General features: G+C 60.0%; 17 protein-coding genes. All 17 read left to right on the forward strand.

The window, feature by feature from the left end; all coding sequences use genetic code 11:
- Positions 1-5: 5 nt before the first annotated feature.
- The 17 genes from VWY34_RS09420 to nuoN all read left to right on the forward strand — a co-directional run bounded on the left by VWY34_RS09420 (position 6) and on the right by nuoN (position 15882).
- A complete protein-coding gene (locus VWY34_RS09420; RefSeq protein WP_416535936.1) occupies positions 6-611 on the forward strand; it encodes an NADH-quinone oxidoreductase subunit C in 606 nt (201 codons plus the stop codon).
- A complete protein-coding gene (locus VWY34_RS09425) occupies positions 611-1822 on the forward strand; it encodes an NADH-quinone oxidoreductase subunit D (protein ID WP_260084618.1) in 1212 nt (403 codons plus the stop codon). Before VWY34_RS09420 ends, VWY34_RS09425 begins: the two co-directional genes overlap by 1 nt.
- Complete coding sequence (locus VWY34_RS09430; protein ID WP_340545116.1) at positions 1822-3015, forward strand: NADH-quinone oxidoreductase subunit E; 1194 nt, start codon at positions 1822-1824, stop codon at positions 3013-3015. The genes VWY34_RS09425 and VWY34_RS09430 overlap by 1 nt, the downstream gene beginning before the upstream one ends.
- Before the next feature lie 53 nt (positions 3016-3068).
- Positions 3069-3296 (forward strand): DUF5337 domain-containing protein, encoded by a 228-nt coding sequence (locus VWY34_RS09435; RefSeq protein ID WP_340545117.1) that lies wholly within the window; start codon positions 3069-3071, stop codon positions 3294-3296.
- 6 nt (positions 3297-3302) lie between these two features.
- Positions 3303-4601, forward strand: a complete 1299-nt coding sequence (gene nuoF, locus VWY34_RS09440; protein WP_040172812.1) for an NADH-quinone oxidoreductase subunit NuoF — start codon at positions 3303-3305, stop codon at positions 4599-4601.
- 16 nt (positions 4602-4617) lie between these two features.
- Positions 4618-4968, forward strand: a complete 351-nt coding sequence (locus tag VWY34_RS09445; RefSeq protein WP_340545119.1) for a hypothetical protein — start codon at positions 4618-4620, stop codon at positions 4966-4968.
- A 113-nt stretch (positions 4969-5081) separates the two neighbouring features.
- Complete coding sequence (locus tag VWY34_RS09450) at positions 5082-5486, forward strand: DUF5333 domain-containing protein (RefSeq protein ID WP_340546294.1); 405 nt, start codon at positions 5082-5084, stop codon at positions 5484-5486.
- Positions 5487-5489: 3 nt separating this feature from the next.
- Entirely contained in the window at positions 5490-7508 is a 2019-nt protein-coding gene (nuoG, locus tag VWY34_RS09455) for an NADH-quinone oxidoreductase subunit NuoG (protein ID WP_416544714.1), read from the forward strand.
- Positions 7505-7891, forward strand: a complete 387-nt coding sequence (locus VWY34_RS09460; RefSeq protein ID WP_416535934.1) for a hypothetical protein — start codon at positions 7505-7507, stop codon at positions 7889-7891. The genes nuoG and VWY34_RS09460 overlap by 4 nt, the downstream gene beginning before the upstream one ends.
- A 6-nt stretch (positions 7892-7897) precedes the next feature.
- Entirely contained in the window at positions 7898-8935 is a 1038-nt protein-coding gene (gene nuoH, locus VWY34_RS09465; RefSeq protein ID WP_340545122.1) for an NADH-quinone oxidoreductase subunit NuoH, read from the forward strand.
- Between the two features lie 3 nt (positions 8936-8938).
- Positions 8939-9433 carry an NADH-quinone oxidoreductase subunit NuoI gene (nuoI, locus tag VWY34_RS09470; protein WP_340545123.1) on the forward strand — a complete coding sequence of 165 codons (495 nt, stop codon included), beginning with the start codon at positions 8939-8941 and terminating at the stop codon, positions 9431-9433.
- Positions 9430-9849 (forward strand): carboxymuconolactone decarboxylase family protein, encoded by a 420-nt coding sequence (locus VWY34_RS09475; protein ID WP_340545124.1) that lies wholly within the window; start codon positions 9430-9432, stop codon positions 9847-9849. Before nuoI ends, VWY34_RS09475 begins: the two co-directional genes overlap by 4 nt.
- Positions 9846-10448: an NADH-quinone oxidoreductase subunit J gene (locus VWY34_RS09480; RefSeq protein WP_416537793.1), complete on the forward strand. Its 603-nt coding sequence runs from the start codon at positions 9846-9848 to the stop codon at positions 10446-10448. The genes VWY34_RS09475 and VWY34_RS09480 overlap by 4 nt, the downstream gene beginning before the upstream one ends.
- 4 nt (positions 10449-10452) lie before the next feature.
- Positions 10453-10758 carry an NADH-quinone oxidoreductase subunit NuoK gene (gene nuoK / locus VWY34_RS09485; protein ID WP_014874166.1) on the forward strand — a complete coding sequence of 102 codons (306 nt, stop codon included), beginning with the start codon at positions 10453-10455 and terminating at the stop codon, positions 10756-10758.
- Positions 10759-10764: 6 nt separating this feature from the next.
- The gene (nuoL, locus tag VWY34_RS09490) at positions 10765-12882 is read left to right on the forward strand and encodes an NADH-quinone oxidoreductase subunit L (RefSeq protein WP_416537791.1); all 2118 of its coding nucleotides are present in this window, start codon (positions 10765-10767) and stop codon (positions 12880-12882) included.
- A complete protein-coding gene (locus tag VWY34_RS09495) occupies positions 12882-14429 on the forward strand; it encodes an NADH-quinone oxidoreductase subunit M (RefSeq protein ID WP_416544715.1) in 1548 nt (515 codons plus the stop codon). Before nuoL ends, VWY34_RS09495 begins: the two co-directional genes overlap by 1 nt.
- A gap of 13 nt (positions 14430-14442) precedes the next feature.
- Positions 14443-15882 carry an NADH-quinone oxidoreductase subunit NuoN gene (gene nuoN / locus VWY34_RS09500; protein ID WP_416544716.1) on the forward strand — a complete coding sequence of 480 codons (1440 nt, stop codon included), beginning with the start codon at positions 14443-14445 and terminating at the stop codon, positions 15880-15882.
- The last annotated feature ends 3 nt before the right edge of the window (positions 15883-15885 follow it).

Here is a 15885-nt window from a genome sequence, read left to right on the forward strand (position 1 = left end):
CAAATATGACTGAAGCTCTGAAAGAACTCGGCACCCAGATCGCTGCCAAACGTCCTGATTGTGTCATCGACTGGGATGTCAGCTTTGATGAGCTGAATGTCGATGTTGCCCCGTCGAACCTTGCGGGGTTTGTCGAATTTCTGAAAGCCGATGCGAGCTGCAAGTTCTCGTCGCTTGTCGATATCACGGCCGTTGACTACCCGGACCGCGCCAAGCGGTTCGACGTGGTCTACCACTTTCTGTCGATGTATCAGAACCAGCGGATCCGCCTGCGCGTGTCGATCCGCGAGGACGAGATGCTGCCGTCGATCGTGACCATCCATCCCTCGGCCAACTGGTTTGAGCGGGAGGTGTTCGACATGTTCGGCATCCTGTTCACCGGCCACCCGGATCTGCGCCGCATCCTGACCGACTATGGTTTCCGTGGCTATCCGCTGCGCAAGGATTTCCCGACCACCGGCTATACCGAGGTTCGCTACGACGAGGCGCAGAAGCGCGTAGTCTATGAACCGGTCAGCCTGGTTCAGGAGTACCGCCAGTTTGACTTTATGAGCCCGTGGGAGGGTGCCGAATACATCCTGCCCGGAGACGAGAAAGAGGGGGCGAAATGATGGACGGCTCCAAAATGGACGACGCCCTGACCGGCGAACAGAAGATCCGTAACTTCAACATCAACTTCGGACCGCAACACCCTGCGGCACACGGCGTTCTGCGTCTGGTGCTGGAGCTGGACGGCGAAATCGTTGAGCGCTGCGACCCGCATATCGGCCTGTTGCACCGCGGCACCGAAAAGCTGATGGAAAGCCGGACGTACCTGCAGAACCTGCCGTATTTCGACCGCCTCGACTATGTGGCGCCGATGAACCAGGAACACGCCTGGTGCCTGGCCATCGAAAAGCTGACCGGCGTGGAAGTTCCGCGTCGCGCGTCGCTGATCCGCGTTCTCTATTCCGAGATCGGCCGGATTCTGAACCACCTGCTGAACGTGACGACGCAGGCGATGGACGTTGGCGCGCTGACCCCGCCGCTGTGGGGCTTTGAAGAGCGCGAGAAGCTGATGATCTTCTACGAGCGGGCCTGTGGTGCGCGCCTGCACGCGGCGTATTTCCGCCCCGGTGGTGTGCATCAGGATCTGCCCGACGCGCTGATCGACGATATCGAGGCCTGGACCCATAGCTTCCCATCCGTTCTGGATGACATCGACGGGCTGCTGACCGAGAACCGCATCTTTAAACAGCGGAATGCCGATATCGGTGTCGTGACCGAGGAGGATATCCTCAACTACGGGTTCTCCGGGGTGATGGTGCGCGGCTCCGGCCTTGCCTGGGACCTGCGCCGTGCGCAGCCCTATGAGTGCTATGACGAATTCGATTTCCAGATCCCGGTTGGCAAGAACGGCGACTGCTACGACCGCTACCTTGTCCGTATGGAAGAGATGCGCCAGTCGCTGTCGATCATTCGCCAGTGTATCGGCAAACTGCGCGAAACCCCCGGTGATATTCTGGCCCGTGGCAAGCTGACCCCGCCCAAACGGGGCGATATGAAAACCTCGATGGAGAGCCTGATCCACCACTTCAAGCTCTATACCGAGGGGTTCCACGTGCCCGCCGGCGAGGTCTACGCCGCTGTTGAGGCACCCAAGGGCGAATTTGGCGTCTATCTGGTTGCAGATGGCACCAACAAACCTTATCGCGCCAAGCTGCGTGCGCCGGGCTTCCTGCATCTGCAGGCCATGGATTATGTGGCCAAGGGCCACCAACTCGCCGACGTCGCGGCCATCATTGGCACCATGGACGTCGTATTTGGAGAGATTGACCGCTAATGCTTCGTCGTCTGCATTCCGAACAACCCGATAGTTTTGCCTTCACGCCCGAGAACCAGACATGGGCCGAAGCGCAGATCACCAAATTCCCTGATGGCCGTCAGGCCAGTGCGATCATTCCGCTGCTGTGGCGTGCGCAGGAGCAGGAAGGCTGGCTGACGAAGCCTGCAATCGAATATGTCGCGGACATGCTGGGCATGGCCTATATCCGTGCGCTTGAGGTTGCGTCCTTCTACTTCATGTTCCAGCTGCAACCCACTGGATCGGTTGCACATGTTCAGATCTGCGGGACCACGTCCTGCATGATCTGCGGCGCAGAGGATCTGATTGCCGTCTGTCAGGAAAAGATCGCGAACAAGCCTTTTACCCTGTCGGCGGATGGTAAGTTTACCTGGGAAGAGGTCGAGTGCCTTGGTGCCTGCACCAACGCCCCGATGGCCCAGATCGGCAAGGATTATTACGAAGATCTGACCGCAGAAGGCTTTGCCAAGCTGCTGGATGATCTGGCTGCCGGTCAGGTGCCGCTGCCGGGCCCGCAAAACGGGCGCTACGCGGCCGAGCCGAAATCGGGGCTGACCTCGCTGACAGAATATGAAAGCGGCAAGACGCAGTATAATGCGTCGGTCCAGCTGGCGGCGGATATTGGCGATACAGTCAAGCGTATCGACGGCACCGAAGTGCCGATCCTGACGCCTTGGATTGGCAAGGACGGCAAGGTTGCCGGTCGCGACAGTGCCGACACCCCGCCGCCCGCGCCGAAAACACCGCTTCCGGCGGTGAAACAGGCCGAGGTTGCCAAGGCAAAGAGCGACGCCCCAAAGAAGGCCGCTCCGAAAAAAGCTGCTGTCAGCGAACCTGCATCGCCAGAGGGCGCCGCCGCAGAAGCCGGAGCCGCTGTTGAAGAGAAACCGGAAACCCTGACCGCAGCGCGTGATGGCAAGGCCGATGATCTGAAGATGCTGAAAGGTGTCGGTCCCAAGCTGGAGCAGACCCTGAATGATCTGGGGTTCTACCACTTTGACCAGATCGCCGCCTGGACGGATGAGCAGATCGCATGGGTCGATAGCCGGTTGAAGTTCAAGGGGCGCATCGTCCGCGACGGCTGGATCGAACAGTCCCGGCAATTGGCGGCTGGCGAGGAAACCGAATTCGCCAAGAAGGCCAAGGCCGACGACCGCTACAAAAAAGACTGACACCACGATAACCGCGCCTGTCCTACGGGGCAGGGGCCAATATTCAGGACCACATGAGCGTAGAGCGCGACAAAGCACTGGCAGCAAAGGGACGGCACATCGCATTGGTGATTGCCGCAACCATGCTTGGCTGGCTGGCAATGTCGTTGTTCATCGGCCCCGCGCTGGGGCTCGCCGGGCGCTACGCTCTGCTGTTTGATTTCGCAGCCCTTGCAGGCTTCATCTATGCAGCGGTCAACATTTTTCAACTCTGGCGGATGCGCCAGGACAGCCAAAGGTAGGCAGACATGCTGAAGGACCAGGACCGGATCTTTACCAACCTTTACGGGATGCATGAGCGCACATTGGCAGGCGCAAAACAGCGGGGCCATTGGGATGGCACTGCGGGCATCATCGAAAAAGGGCGGGACTGGATCATCCAGAACATGAAGGATTCCGGCCTGCGCGGACGCGGTGGTGCGGGCTTCCCGACCGGCCTTAAATGGTCCTTCATGCCGAAGGAGAGCGATGGTCGTCCCTCCTATCTGGTCATCAACGCCGATGAATCGGAGCCGGGCACCTGCAAAGACCGCGAGATCATGCGCCATGATCCGCACACGCTGATCGAGGGCGCGCTGATCGCCTCCTTCGCGATGAATGCGCATACCTGCTACATCTATCTGCGCGGCGAATACATCCGCGAGCGCGAAGCGCTGCAGGCCGCCATCGACGAATGCTATGACCAAGGTCTTCTGGGGCGCAATGCAGCCGGATCCGGCTGGGACTTTGACGTCTTCCTGCACCATGGTGCAGGGGCCTATATCTGCGGCGAAGAAACTGCGCTGATCGAAAGCCTTGAGGGCAAGAAGGGCATGCCGCGTATGAAGCCGCCGTTCCCGGCTGGTGCTGGCCTTTATGGCTGCCCGACCACGGTGAACAACGTGGAGTCTATCGCCGTGGTGCCGACCATTCTGCGTCGTGGACCCGATTGGTTTGCAGGCTTTGGCCGTCAGAACAACGCCGGCACCAAGCTGTTTGCGATCTCCGGTCACGTCAACAATCCCTGTGTGGTTGAAGAGGCGATGAGCATCTCCTTTGAGGAGCTGATCGAGAAGCACTGCGGCGGTATTCGCGGCGGCTGGGACAATCTTCTGGCTGTCATTCCCGGCGGCTCTTCGGTTCCTTGTGTGCGCGGCGAGAAGATGAAAGACGCCATCATGGACTTTGACTATCTGCGCGGCGAACTGGGCTCCGGCCTTGGCACGGCGGCGGTCATCGTGATGGACAAGCAGACCGATATCATCAAGGCGATCTGGCGCCTGTCGAAGTTCTACAAGCACGAAAGCTGCGGTCAGTGTACGCCCTGCCGTGAAGGCACCGGCTGGATGATGCGCGTGATGGATCGTCTGGTGAAGGGCGAGGCCGAGCTGGAAGAGATCGACATGCTGTGGGATGTGACCAAGCAGGTCGAAGGCCACACCATTTGCGCGCTCGGCGACGCCGCAGCCTGGCCGATCCAGGGCCTGATCCGCAATTTCCGCGAGGAAATCGAAGACCGTATCAAGGCACAGAAGTCCGGGCGCATGGGCGCCATGGCAGCCGAATAGGGTCGGGGGGTAGCGGATGATCACGGGTGTGACCAAAACCATGGCTGTGCTGGCCGTCTGCGGCGGGGTGCTGGCGGGGTGTGACGGTATCGTCAACAATCGCCCGACCTACGCGGGCGTGCCCTTCTCGGCGAAGTCCAAAGCGGTCAACAAGAAAGAGACGCTGGCGGTGTTTACCACTACGGTATCCAAAGCCTCGCGCTCGCTGGAAGGCGCGCGGCTGGCCGCTCATCACGAAAGCACCCGTTACTGCATCGAAAACTTCGGCACGTCGCGCATTGCCTGGCAGGTCAACCCGCTTGATGCGGATATTGCCGTGCCGCTGGATGGCGATACGGCCGTCTATGGCGGAACCTGCACCCCGTGATCGCAGGCCGGGCATATCCCTTGGCCGCGCAATCTGCGCCCACGCCGGTGTTATTGCATAACGCCGTCGCCTGCGCGCGTTCTGGTCGCTCCCTCACCAAGGAGTGTTCACCAATGCGAATCCTGATTGCGACCTGTGCCGCCTGCCTGATGCTACTGCCGTCGATGGGCGCGGCGAAGCCGTCCTTGCGCGATGTGCAAGAGATCGAAGACCCGCTGTTCGCGGTCGCTCTGGCCAAGGAAGTGGCCGACCACTGTGATGCGATTACCGCGCGTTACTTCAAGGGTCTGACCGAACTGCGACGCCTGCGGGCACGTGCCAATGCTCTTGGCTACACGGATACGGAAATCCGCGCCTACATCGGCTCGGACGAGGAAAAAGCCCGGATGCGGGCCAAGGGAGAACGCTTCCTGGCGCAAAACGGGGTCTCATATGAGAAAACGGAAACATTCTGTACGTTTGGTCGTGCGGAAATCAAGAAAAACAGCGCGATCGGCGTTTTACTGAGGGCGAAATAGACCATGTCTGACCTCCGCAAGATCAACATTGACGGAACCGAGATTGAGGTGGATGGGGCGATGACCCTGATCCAGGCCTGTGAAGAGGCCGGGGTGGAAATTCCCCGCTTCTGCTACCACGAGCGCCTGTCCATCGCCGGCAATTGCCGGATGTGCCTGGTTGAGGTTGTCGGCGGCCCGCCGAAACCTGCCGCCTCCTGCGCCATGCAGGTCCGCGACCTGCGTCCCGGTCCCGAAGGCCAGGCACCGCAGGTGAAGACCAATTCGCCGATGGTCAAGAAGGCCCGTGAGGGCGTGATGGAGTTCCTGCTGATCAACCATCCGCTGGATTGCCCGATCTGCGATCAGGGTGGCGAATGTGATCTTCAGGATCAGGCGATGGCTTATGGCGTCGATTTCTCGCGCTTCCGCGAAGCAAAGCGCGCCGTCGACGATCTCGATCTCGGCCCGCTCGTCGGCACCGCGATGACCCGCTGCATTTCCTGCACGCGCTGCGTTCGTTTCACCACCGAAGTCGCAGGCATTACCCAGATGGGCCAGACTGGTCGTGGTGAGGATAGCGAGATTACCTCCTATCTGAACGAGACGCTGGATTCGAACCTTCAGGGCAACATCATCGACCTGTGCCCGGTTGGGGCGCTGACCTCGAAACCCTATGCCTTCACGGCCCGCCCGTGGGAGTTGACCAAAACCGAAACCATCGACGTGATGGACGCGCTGGGGTCGAACATCCGTGTCGACACCAAAGGCCGCGAAGTGATGCGCATCCTGCCGCGCAACCATGACGGCGTGAATGAGGAATGGATCAGCGACAAGACCCGGTTCGTCTGGGACGGGCTGCGTCGCCAGCGTCTGGATCGCCCCTATGTGCGTGTTGACGGCAAGCTGAAGCCCGCGACCTGGCCGGAGGCCCTGGAGGCAGCGGCCACTGCAATGAAGGGCAAGAAGATTGCCGGCCTGATTGGTGATCTGGTCCCGGTTGAGGCGGCTTTTGCGCTGAAACAGCTGGTGGAAGGGCAGGGTGGCAAGGTTGAGTGCCGGACGGACAAGGCCCGTCTGCCTATCGGCAACCGCGCGGCCTATGTCGGCACCGCAACCATCGAAGATATCGACAGCGCCAAGGCGATCATGCTGATTGGCACCGATCCTCGCAATGAGGCGCCGGTTCTGAACGCCCGCCTGCGCAAGGCCTGGATCAACGGCGCCAATATCGGCCTGATCGGCCAGCCGGTCGATCTGACCTATGACTACGCCCACCTCGGCACCGACCGCGCAGCGCTCGAGACACTGCTCAACGGCGAAACCGAAGGCGCGATTGGCAAAGATACGCTGGTCATCGTCGGCCAGGGCGCCCTGCGTGAGGCCGATGGTCTGGCGGTACTGGCCCATGCGCAGAAATACGCGGCCATGACCGAGAGCAAACTGCTGGTGCTGCACACCGCTGCCGGCCGTGTTGGTGCGATGGATGTGAATGCGGTCACCGAGGGTGGCCTTGAGGCGGCCATCGACGGCGCAGAGGTGATCTACAACCTCGGCGCTGATGAGGTCGAAATTGATGCAGGCGCCTTTGTGATCTACCAGGGCTCGCACGGCGATCGTGGTGCCCATCGCGCCGACGTCATCCTGCCCGGTGCTGCCTATACCGAAGAAAACGGTCTGTTCGTGAACACCGAAGGGCGTCCGCAGCTGGCCATGCGCGCAAGCTTTGCCCCCGGTGAGGCCAAGGAAAACTGGGCGATCCTGCGGGCGCTCAGCGCGGAGCTGGATGCCAAGCTGCCCTATGACTCGCTGGCGCAACTGCGCAGTGCGCTGGTGGCAGAGGTGCCGCATCTGGCGCGCATTGACGAAGTGGCGGCAAATGACGGCCCGGCGCTTGAGGTTGAGGCCATGGGCAAGGCGGCATTCCTGCCTGCGGTCAAGGACTTCTACCTGACCAACCCGATTGCGCGGTCGTCGCAGCTGATGGCGGAACTCTCCGCCAACGCAAAGGCGCGTAGCGCCGAGAAGATCGCGGCGGAGTGATCCGTGCGAGCATCATATCGCCTCTGCTGCTGGCAGCCTGCGTGCAGGCCCCGCAGACGTCTCGGGCGCCGTTCACCCCCGACTACAAAGGGGTAGAGACACGGCTACTGGACGGCGATCTGGTGCAATTCCACGTGGCCATGACCGGCGCCCGCAATGGTGCCGATCTGGACAACTATGCGGAATGCGCGGCGGCGCAATATGCGCTGATCCGCGGTTATGGATTTGCACGTCATGTGCGCACAAAAATGAAACAAGAGGGTGGCAATCAGACGGCAGATGCTGTCTACACCATCTCGCCTTCCCTCCCGCGCGGACTGCGCACCATCGACGCCGAAGTCGTGGTCGCGGATTGCGAGGCTAACGGAATACCCACGGTGTGAGGACCTATGGCTGAATTCTTTAACACCCCAGGCGGCATCGCTGTTCTGATCCTGGCGCAAGTGCTTGCAGTTGTTGCATTTGTCATGATTTCGCTGCTGTTCCTCGTCTACGGGGACCGCAAGATCTGGGCGGCTGTCCAGATGCGTCGTGGCCCCAATGTCGTAGGCATCTACGGCCTGCTGCAAACGGTGGCCGACGCGCTCAAATATGTTGTCAAAGAGGTGGTGATCCCCGCCGGTGCCGATCGCACCGTGTTTATTCTGGCCCCATTGACCAGCTTTGTGCTGGCAATGATCGCCTGGGCGGTGATCCCCTTCAACGACGGCTGGGTCCTGTCGGACATCAATGTGGCGATCCTCTATGTTTTCGCTGTCTCCAGCTTGGAGGTCTATGGCGTGATCATGGGCGGCTGGGCCTCGAACTCGAAATATCCGTTCCTCGGCAGCTTGCGCTCAGCGGCGCAGATGATCTCTTACGAGGTCTCGATTGGTCTGATTATCGTTGGGGTCATCATCTCCACCGGCAGCATGAACTTCGGCGACATCGTACGTGCGCAGGACGGTGATCTGGGTCTGCTGAACTGGTACTGGATCCCGCATTTCCCGATGGTCTTCCTGTTCTTCATCTCGGCACTTGCGGAAACCAACCGCCCGCCGTTCGATCTGCCCGAAGCGGAATCGGAGCTGGTTGCAGGCTACCAGGTGGAATACTCGGCGACACCGTTCCTGCTGTTCATGGCCGGGGAATACATCGCCATCTTCCTGATGTGCGCGCTGACAACACTGCTGTTCTTCGGCGGCTGGCTGTCTCCGATCCCTGGGCTGCCCGACGGCGTCCTGTGGATGGTCGGCAAAATGGCGTTCTTCTTCTTCCTCTTCGCAATGGTGAAGGCAATCACGCCCCGCTACCGCTATGACCAGCTGATGCGTCTGGGTTGGAAAGTGTTCCTGCCGTTCTCGCTGGCCTGGGTGGTCTTCGTATCCTTTGCTGCAAAATTTGACTGGTTCTGGGGCATCTTCGCCCGCTGGACCGTGGGAGGCTGATCAATGGCGAACATCGACTACACCCGCGCCGCCAAATACTTCCTGCTGCAGGATTTCTGGGTCGGCTTCAAACTGGGGATGAAGTATTTCTTCGCCCCTAAGGCCACCCTGAACTATCCGCACGAGAAGGGCCCGCTGTCGCCCCGCTTCCGCGGTGAGCACGCGTTGCGCCGCTATCCGAACGGCGAGGAGCGCTGCATTGCCTGTAAACTGTGCGAGGCGATCTGCCCGGCGCAGGCGATCACCATCGACGCAGAACCGCGCGAGGATGGCAGCCGCCGCACCACGCGGTACGACATCGACATGACGAAGTGTATCTACTGCGGTTTCTGCCAGGAAGCCTGCCCGGTGGATGCAATTGTCGAAGGCCCGAACTTCGAGTTCGCCACCGAGACCCGCGAGGAGCTGTTCTACGACAAGGACAAGCTGCTTTCGAACGGGGAGCGCTGGGAAGCCGAGATCGCGCGCAATCTCGAACTGGACGCGCCGTACCGATGAGCGATGCCAAGAACCCATTTGAGGCCATGATGGCCCAGGCCCAGGACATGGCCAAAGCCCTGAACCCGGCGTTGGAGAGCTTCTCTCCCACCGGAGCGTTCAAGGAGTTTGAAGCGCTGTGGCCGACGATGCCGAAGGATGTCATGGAGATGATGTTCGGCAATACCGTCAACAAGGGCGGGCTGGATGCCAAGACCCGGCTGCTGCTGACATTGGCCGGGCTGACAATGCAGGGCGCGCAGGCGGATTCAGCCGTGCGCCAGACCGTACGCCATGCCCTGGAGGCGGGCGCTAAGAAACAAGAGATCGTTGAAACGATCGGACAGATGTCGGTGTTTGCCGGCATCCCGGCCATGACCCGCGCGCTGGAACTGGCGCAAGAGGTTCTGGACGCCAAAGGGGACGATGAAACATGACCGTTTTTGCCTTTTACCTCTTTGCCATCAGCGCCATCACCGGCGGGCTGTTCACGGTGATCAGCCGCCAGCCGGTGCATTCTGTGCTGTGGCTGATCTTGGCCTTTATTTCCTCGGCCGGGCTGTTCGTGCTGCTGGGCGCCGAATTTGTCGCCATGCTGCTGGTCATCGTCTACGTCGGTGCCGTTGCGGTGCTGTTCCTCTTTGTGGTGATGATGCTGGACGTGGATTTTGCCGAGCTGAAAGCAGAGATGGCGCGCTATATGCCGCTGGCGCTGCTCATCGGTCTGGTGATCCTTATGCAGTTCGTGATGGCTTTTGGTGTGTGGGAAACCGCACCGGCGGCGGCCACGCAGCTGGCCCAGCCGATCCCGACCGACCAGCATAACACCGAGGCGCTTGGCCTCATCATTTACGACCAATATTTCCTTCTGTTCCAACTTTCCGGCCTGATCCTGCTGGTTGCGATGATCGGCGCCATTGTGCTGACCCTGCGCCACCGCACCGACGTCAAGCGTCAGGACGTTGTCGCCCAGATGATGCGCGATCCGGCCTTGGCCATGGAACTCAAGGATGTGAAACCGGGGCAGGGGCTTTGAGACAATGATCACACTCGAGCATTATCTAACCGTCGCGGCGACGCTGTTCGTCATCGGCATCTTCGGGCTCTTCCTGAACCGCAAGAACGTCATCATCCTGCTGATGAGCATCGAACTGATGCTCTTGGCGGTGAACATCAACCTTGTGGCTTTCTCCAGCTTCCTTGGGGATCTGGTGGGTCAGGTCTTCACCCTCTTTGTGCTGACCGTGGCCGCCGCCGAGGCCGCTATTGGTCTTGCGATCCTGGTTTGCTTCTTCCGCAACCGCGGCACCATCGCCGTGGAAGACATCAACGTGATGAAGGGCTAAAGCGTCATGGAAACCATCCTTCTCTTTGCCCCTCTGGTCGGGGCCATCATCTGTGGCTTTGGCTGGAAGTTCATCGGCGAGACCGCAGCCACCTGGACGGCGACCGGGCTTTTGTTCCTGTCGGCGCTTCTGTCGTGGATCGTCTTCCTCAGCTTTGACGGGGTGACCCAGTCGATCGAGATCATGCGCTGGATCGAAAGCGGCTCGCTGTCGACATCCTGGGCGATCCGTCTGGACCGGATGACTGCGATCATGCTGATCGTTGTGACCACGGTTTCATCGCTGGTCCACCTCTATTCCTTTGGCTACATGGCCCATGACCCGCAGTGGAAAGACGGCGAGAGCTACAAGCCGCGCTTCTTTGCCTATCTGTCGTTCTTTACCTTTGCGATGCTGATGCTGGTGACCTCTGACAATCTGGTTCAGATGTTCTTTGGCTGGGAAGGCGTGGGCGTTGCCTCCTACCTGCTGATCGGTTTCTACTACCGCAAGCCGTCTGCCAATGCGGCAGCGATGAAAGCCTTCATCGTCAACCGCGTGGGTGACTTTGGCTTTGCCCTCGGTATCTTTGCCCTGTTCTTCCTGACTGACAGCATCAATTTTGATGACATCTTTGCAGCGGTGCCGCAGCTGGCGGAAACCCAGCTGACCTTTCTCTGGTCGGAGTGGAATGCCGCCAATCTGATTGCAGTCCTGCTGTTCATTGGTGCCATGGGTAAATCGGCGCAGCTGATCCTGCACACTTGGTTGCCGGATGCGATGGAAGGCCCGACCCCGGTGTCGGCCCTGATCCACGCCGCCACCATGGTGACCGCCGGTGTCTTCCTCGTCTGCCGCATGTCGCCGCTGATGGAGTTCGCACCCGAAGCGACAACCTTCATCACCGTGCTGGGTGCAACCACGGCCTTCTTCGCGGCGACTGTGGGTCTGGTTCAGACCGACATCAAACGCGTGATCGCCTATTCCACCTGTTCACAGCTTGGCTACATGTTCGTGGCCGCTGGCGTCGGCATGTATTCCGCTGCGATGTTCCACCTGTTCACACATGCCTTCTTCAAGGCGATGCTGTTCCTTGGTGCAGGCTCCGTGATCCACGCGATGCACCATGAGCAGGACATGATGAACTACGGTGGTCTGCGCAAAAAGATCCCCTACACCTTTGCGGCGATGATGATCGGCACGCTGGCCATCACCGGCGTTGGTATCCCGCTGACCCACTTTGGCTTTGCCGGCTTCCTGTCCAAGGATGCCATTATCGAGAGCGCCTATGCTGGCGGGTCGATGTATGGTTTCTGGCTGCTGGTCATCGCGGCGGCAATGACATCCTTCTACAGCTGGCGCCTGATCTTCCTGACCTTCTACGGCAAGCCGCGCGGCGACAAGCATACGCATGATCACGCGCATGAAAGCCCGATGGTCATGCTGATCCCGCTGGGTGTGCTTGCCCTTGGTGCGATCTTCTCGGGAATGCTCTGGTATAACAGCTTCTTCGGCCATGCTGATAAGGTTGGCAAATTCTACGGCATCCCAGTGGCAGAAGCCGCGGCACATGGCGATGCGGCAGCGGATTCGGGCCACGGCGCTGATGACAGCCATGCCAGCACGGCGGATGACGGTCACGGCACCGCTGACGCATCCGGTGAGCATCACTATGTATTCGCGGGTCAGCCGGGCGAAGGCGCGCTGTATTTCGGTGCCGACAACACTGTGCTGGATGACGCGCACGCCGCTCCGAAATGGGTGAAAGTTTCGCCCTTTATCGCGATGCTGCTTGGCCTTGGTCTTGCGATCCTGTTCTACATCGTGAACCCAAGCCTGCCGGGCCGTCTCGCCAAGCAGCAGCAGCCGCTCTACCTGTTCCTCAAGAACAAGTGGTATTTTGACGAGCTCTACGATTTTGTCTTTGTCAAACCGACGCTGATGATCGGCCGCTTCTTCTGGAAGCGCGGTGACGGCAAGACCATTGACGGCGCGCTCAACGGGATCGCCATGGGCATCATTCCCTTCTTCACCCGCCTCGCCGGTCGCGCACAGTCGGGTTACATTTTCACCTATGCTTTCTGGATGGTGCTGGGCATTGCTGCCCTGGTTACCTGGATGTCGATCGGCGGAGGAGCGCACTGATGGACAATCTCCTTTCTATTGTCACCTTTATCCCGGCGCTTGCGGCGGCCATTCTGGCCCTGTTCCTGCGCGGCGAGGATGAGGCGGCGCAGCGCAACGCCAAGTCTGTTGCGCTTTTTGCCACCACGATCACCTTCCTGGTGAGCCTTGGCATCTATTTCCAGTTCGACCCCTCCGACACAGGCTTTCAGTTTGTGGAAGAGGCCGAATGGATCTTTGGCCTGAAGTACAAGATGGGCGTCGATGGCATTTCGGTGCTGTTTGTGATGCTCACCACCTTTGTTATGCCGCTGACCATTTTGGCGAGCTGGGGTGTGAACACCCGCGTCAAGGAATACATGATCGCCTTCCTGATGCTGGAGACGCTGATGCTTGGCGTGTTCATGGCGCTGGATCTGGTGCTGTTCTACCTGTTCTTTGAGGCGGGCCTCATTCCGATGTTCCTGATCATCGGCATCTGGGGCGGCAAGGAACGGATCTACGCGTCGTTCAAATTCTTCCTCTACACCTTCTTTGGCTCGGTGCTGATGCTGGTGGCGATGGTCGCGATGTACGCAGATGCAGGCACCACCGATATTGCCCAGCTGCTGACGCACAGTTTCTCGGCCTCCGGCTTTGATCTTCTTGGAGTGCATGTCGTTGGTGGGATGCAGACCCTGTTGTTCCTCGCGTTCTTTGCCTCCTTCGCGGTGAAAATGCCGATGTGGCCGGTGCACACCTGGCTGCCCGATGCGCACGTGCAGGCGCCGACCGCAGGCTCCGTGGTGCTGGCGGCGATCCTGTTGAAGATGGGCGGCTACGGCTTCCTGCGCTTCAGCTTGCCGATGTTCCCCGTCGGGGCTGACGTAATGACGGATCTGATCCTGTGGATGTCGGCGATTGCGGTGGTCTATACTTCGCTGGTGGCGCTGGTGCAGTCGGACATGAAGAAGCTGATCGCCTATTCTTCGGTGGCGCATATGGGCTTTGTGACCATGGGCATCTTTGCGGCGAACCAGCAGGGCATTGATGGCGCGATCTTCCAGATGCTGAGCCACGGCTTCATTTCGGCGGCGCTCTTCCTCTGCGTGGGTGTCATCTACGATCGGATGCACACCCGTGACATCGACGCCTATGGTGGCCTTGTCATTCGTATGCCTGCCTATGCGCTGGTCTTCATGTTCTTCACGATGGGGAACGTCGGCCTGCCGGGCACCTCGGGCTTCATCGGGGAATTCCTGACGCTGATGGGCACCTTCCAGAAGAACACCTGGGTCGCAGCAGTTGCCGCAACCGGTGTCATCTTCTCGGCAGGCTATGCGCTGTGGCTTTACCGTCGCGTGGTCTTTGGCGACCTTATCAAGGGAAGCCTCAAGACCATCAAGGATATGACTGCCCGTGAGCGGTTCATCTTTGCACCGCTGGTGGTGATGACCATCCTTCTGGGCGTCTACCCGGCGCTTGTCACCGATATCATCAGCCCGTCGACCGAGGCGCTGATTGCAAACTTCAATGAATCTCTGGCTGCCGCGGACCTGTCCCTGGCGACCCAGATAGCTTCGCACTAAGGGGGCGTGGGCGATGATCCCAGCTGATCTCACCGTTATCCTGCCAGAGATTGTTCTGGCGCTCAGCGCAATGGCGGCGCTCCTTGGCGCTGTCTACACCGGCAAGGACAAACTGGCCCCGGCATTGATCTGGCTGATGGCCGGTCTGATGTCGGCGCTGGCCATCTGGATCGCCACCGGATCCTCGGGCAGCCGCGAGGCATTCAACGGCATGTTCGTCGACGATGGTTTTGCCCGCTTTGCCAAGGTCGCCATCCTGCTGTCGGCCTCTGCCGTGCTGGTCATGGGCCAGGACTACATGTCACGCCGTGGCATGTTGCGCTTTGAATATCCCATCCTCGTCGCGCTGAGCGCGGTGGGCATGATGGTGATGGTCTCGGCCGGCAACCTGATGTCGCTATACATGGGCCTTGAGCTGCAGTCTCTGGCGCTCTACGTCGTGGCTTCGCTGCGTCGTGACAGTGTAAAATCCACCGAAGCCGGCCTGAAGTACTTCGTGCTCGGCGCGCTTTCGTCCGGTTTGCTGCTCTATGGCGCATCGCTGGTCTATGGTTTTGCCGGGACCACCGACTTTGCCGGTATCTACGCGGTGGCCAAGCATGGTGAAGTCTCCATCGGTCTGCTGTTCGGCCTGGTCTTCCTGATCTCCGGCATGGCGTTCAAGGTGTCTGCCGTGCCGTTCCACATGTGGACCCCTGACGTCTACGAAGGCGCGCCGACCCCGGTTACCGCATTCTTTGCATCGGCGCCGAAGGTTGCGGCCATGGGCCTGTTCGCCCGCGTGCTGCATGATGCCTTTGGTCATGCGGTACAGGACTGGAGCCAGGTTGTGGCCCTTCTGTCGCTGCTGTCGATGTTCGTCGGGGCCGTTGCCGCCATTGGCCAGCGCGATATCAAGCGTCTGATGGCCTATTCCTCGATCGCCCATATGGGCTATGCGCTGATGGGCCTCGCCGCCGGCACCGCCTACGGCGTGCAGGCGCTGCTGGTCTATATGGCGATCTATGTCTCGATGAATATCGGCACCTTTGCCTTCATCCTGATGATGGAGAAGGACGGCAAGCCGATCACTGACATTCGCGCGCTCAACCTCTATTCCCGTCGCGAGCCGGGCAAGGCGCTGGCGATGCTGATCCTGTTGTTCTCTCTGGCGGGTGTACCGCCGATGCTGGGCTTCTTCGGCAAGCTTTATGTGCTTAATGCGGCCTATCAGGCGGATATGGCGTGGCTGGCGATTGCCGGTGTGATCGCATCGGTTATCGGCGCGTTCTACTACCTGCGCATCGTGTACTATATGTATTTCGGTGAAGAGGGCGAGGAGCTGGAAACCAACCGCTCGCCGATCCTCTGGGGGTTCCTGATGGCCTCGGCGGCCGTGATGCTTCTTGGGATCATCAACATGTTCGGCATCGAGGGTGCAGCGGCTGCGGCGGCTGCCACGCTGGTCAACTGACGG

This window comes from Phaeobacter sp. JH20_02 (assembly GCF_048056915.1).
GTDB lineage: Bacteria > Pseudomonadota > Alphaproteobacteria > Rhodobacterales > Rhodobacteraceae > Phaeobacter > Phaeobacter bryozoorum.

Bases quoted from the DNA above. Each gene is read 5' to 3' on its own strand.
- VWY34_RS09420 (WP_416535936.1), top strand. From the start codon at position 6: ATGACTGAAGCTCTGAAAGAACTCGGCACCCAGATCGCTGCCAAACGT.
- VWY34_RS09425 (WP_260084618.1), top strand. From the start codon at position 611: ATGGACGGCTCCAAAATGGACGACGCCCTGACCGGCGAACAGAAGATC.
- VWY34_RS09430 (WP_340545116.1), top strand. From the start codon at position 1,822: ATGCTTCGTCGTCTGCATTCCGAACAACCCGATAGTTTTGCCTTCACG.
- VWY34_RS09435 (WP_340545117.1), top strand. From the start codon at position 3,069: ATGAGCGTAGAGCGCGACAAAGCACTGGCAGCAAAGGGACGGCACATC.
- nuoF (WP_040172812.1), top strand. From the start codon at position 3,303: ATGCTGAAGGACCAGGACCGGATCTTTACCAACCTTTACGGGATGCAT.
- VWY34_RS09445 (WP_340545119.1), top strand. From the start codon at position 4,618: ATGATCACGGGTGTGACCAAAACCATGGCTGTGCTGGCCGTCTGCGGC.
- VWY34_RS09450 (WP_340546294.1), top strand. From the start codon at position 5,082: ATGCGAATCCTGATTGCGACCTGTGCCGCCTGCCTGATGCTACTGCCG.
- nuoG (WP_416544714.1), top strand. From the start codon at position 5,490: ATGTCTGACCTCCGCAAGATCAACATTGACGGAACCGAGATTGAGGTG.
- nuoH (WP_340545122.1), top strand. From the start codon at position 7,898: ATGGCTGAATTCTTTAACACCCCAGGCGGCATCGCTGTTCTGATCCTG.
- nuoI (WP_340545123.1), top strand. From the start codon at position 8,939: ATGGCGAACATCGACTACACCCGCGCCGCCAAATACTTCCTGCTGCAG.
- VWY34_RS09475 (WP_340545124.1), top strand. From the start codon at position 9,430: ATGAGCGATGCCAAGAACCCATTTGAGGCCATGATGGCCCAGGCCCAG.
- VWY34_RS09480 (WP_416537793.1), top strand. From the start codon at position 9,846: ATGACCGTTTTTGCCTTTTACCTCTTTGCCATCAGCGCCATCACCGGC.
- nuoK (WP_014874166.1), top strand. From the start codon at position 10,453: ATGATCACACTCGAGCATTATCTAACCGTCGCGGCGACGCTGTTCGTC.
- nuoL (WP_416537791.1), top strand. From the start codon at position 10,765: ATGGAAACCATCCTTCTCTTTGCCCCTCTGGTCGGGGCCATCATCTGT.
- VWY34_RS09495 (WP_416544715.1), top strand. From the start codon at position 12,882: ATGGACAATCTCCTTTCTATTGTCACCTTTATCCCGGCGCTTGCGGCG.
- nuoN (WP_416544716.1), top strand. From the start codon at position 14,443: ATGATCCCAGCTGATCTCACCGTTATCCTGCCAGAGATTGTTCTGGCG.